The sequence below is a fragment of the Yoonia sp. R2-816 genome, assembly GCF_046762905.1.
Classification (GTDB): domain Bacteria; phylum Pseudomonadota; class Alphaproteobacteria; order Rhodobacterales; family Rhodobacteraceae; genus Yoonia.
In genome coordinates this window covers 1-2,059 of sequence record NZ_JBKQXN010000221.1, presented here as the reverse complement: position 1 = coordinate 2,059, position 2,059 = coordinate 1, and the positions used below count along the sequence as shown (strand labels likewise).

The window sequence follows — 2,059 nt, the reverse complement described above, 5'->3', positions numbered from 1 at the left end:
GTGCCAGGGCGCCACTGGCGACGATACCCGTTTCGGCGAGAGGCATGGCGTCACTCTCGGTGGTGCTTCCCTGGTAGACAACAAGTTCACCGATAGGGCGCATGGCGCGTTCCAGATTTAGAAGGCCATGCCCGTAGATCGCGTCCACGCCGGGGTCTCCGAGATCATCAGCTGCCGCGAACATAATCTGAGCAATTACGGGTGCTTTCAGGTCTGGCCACTGGCTCTTTAACAGAGCGTATCCTCCAGCGACATGTGGGGCTGCCATGGATGTTCCGTTATATGAAACGGGGTTGCGGCCGGCGATGTCACCATTTCTGGCGCTAGGGATGCCTAAGCCTGGGGCAGCGAGGCAAAAGTGCATTGCGACGCCACAACGGTTGGAGGACTGCCGTTGGTTGAAACGCGCTATGTTTTTGTCTTCATCGACAGCAACGACGGCGATGAAGTGGTCTTTATAGTCGGTCAGTAAGACTGGAAGGCCTGCAGTGACTGAGACTTCGGGCAGGCCGTCGTTGCCTGCCGCAAAAATGCTCATTAAGCCATGCGTTACGGCTTCATCTAAGGCTTCAGTCCAAGCCTTGATGGTTGCGGTTCCAAACTGTGCTTCGAGATCGGAGCGATCTTCAAAATCAGTGATTGGAATGGTGACTCGGTTGCCATCGACGTAACTCCAACTGTTGTTCATGACGTCCGCATCAGCATCGATTGAGCGATTTATGGCATCAGCCCATACGTTTGGAATGGTCGAGAATTCGGTGTTGTCGCCTGGGATCCCTTTGAAAATGAGAAGCTCTGCTTCAAAGGCAACGCCGTGTGTGCCTCGACCGTCTTTCCTGCCTGCAGCAATGCCAGCAACATGCGTGCCGTGGCCGCCGGTGTCAGAAATATTGCGGAAGTTTCCAAAGTACGAGTAGCTGTTATGAAGGTCGATTTTCCCGAAGACGTCTGGATGGTCGACATCGATGCCCGTGTCCAGGATTGCAATCTTTATGCCTTCCCCTTGTCCGCCTTTTGCGTATCGCACATCGGCACCAATTAGACCCAGGCCATAGTTCTCTTTGAATTCCCGGGTTTGGTAGTAGGCGGGATCGTTAGGGCCGGAGTCTGGATCGGTGATTGGATCGGTTGGCCTGGGTTTTAGAGAAGGTAATGGGTTGGGACCTCGGCTTTCTTCACCGCCATCGTCTGCAAGTGAAAGTGCAACGGCCATTCCGACAATCCCGAGAACGATCATCGAACCAGCTCCGGAGGTCTCCCCTGCGCTTGGCTCCGAAAAGGAAAAGCGACGGGTGTCAGGCGCCCGATCCAGGGTTTGGCTGAGGTATTCCTCCAGAATACCTGGGCGGCTCAGGATGATGTATTCCTGCGCATCCGCGAAGGTCGATGGATCTCGCGCATGTTCGCTGACGAGGAATTGCAAGACCTGCTGGTCTGGGTAGGAGGAGAGTTGGCCTGCGTAGATGTTTGCAGAGGCGGAGGTAGCCAATGCGACAATGGTCGTTGTGATGAGAACTAACTTCTTAAAAAGGCGCATGAAAATCCCTCTACTTTTCCCCCGATACGTAACTGCTCTGTTGTTTTCGCAAGCCTCTGATTTTGAATGGGCCACACCAATACTTAAAGAGAAACCACTGCTAAGTGTGGTGTGTTACAGCGCCCGATTTCCAATACCGAAAATCCATTCTTGAATAGTCAAAAACTATAGAGCTTGCCGGGCGAACCGGCGCTGTTCATCCCAAGGCCCGCGTCCAGACCTCATCGATGCGCTGCAAGGCCGCTGGCAACAGTTCGATCATTCTGACGGCTGCACAACGATGACCCCGCCCCACTGAAGTGATCCATCTTCATGTTTCGCAGAACGGAGGATGGTTCCTTGTGTTGCTGACGAGCTGCTACGGCCTTTTTAGAACAGCATTTTAATCCCAGCATTTGCGCTCAGGGCGCTGGTATCACCAGCGTTGCTCAGCCCGGTGGCATAGGCGGCTTCGCCAAACAGATCCACACGCTCGGTCAGGGCATAGCTGCCGCCAAGACCGGCCCCAACCGCCCAGGACTC

The 2,059-nt window shown here is 54.5% G+C and carries 1 protein-coding gene; it reads right to left on the bottom strand.

Annotation, left to right across the window (positions count from 1 at the left end; all coding sequences use genetic code 11):
• On the bottom strand, window positions 1–1,537 hold a 1,537-nt coding region (locus ACFWW2_RS16010; protein WP_393929534.1), incomplete at its 3' end, for a S8 family peptidase.
• Window positions 1,538–2,059 lie beyond the last annotated feature (522 nt).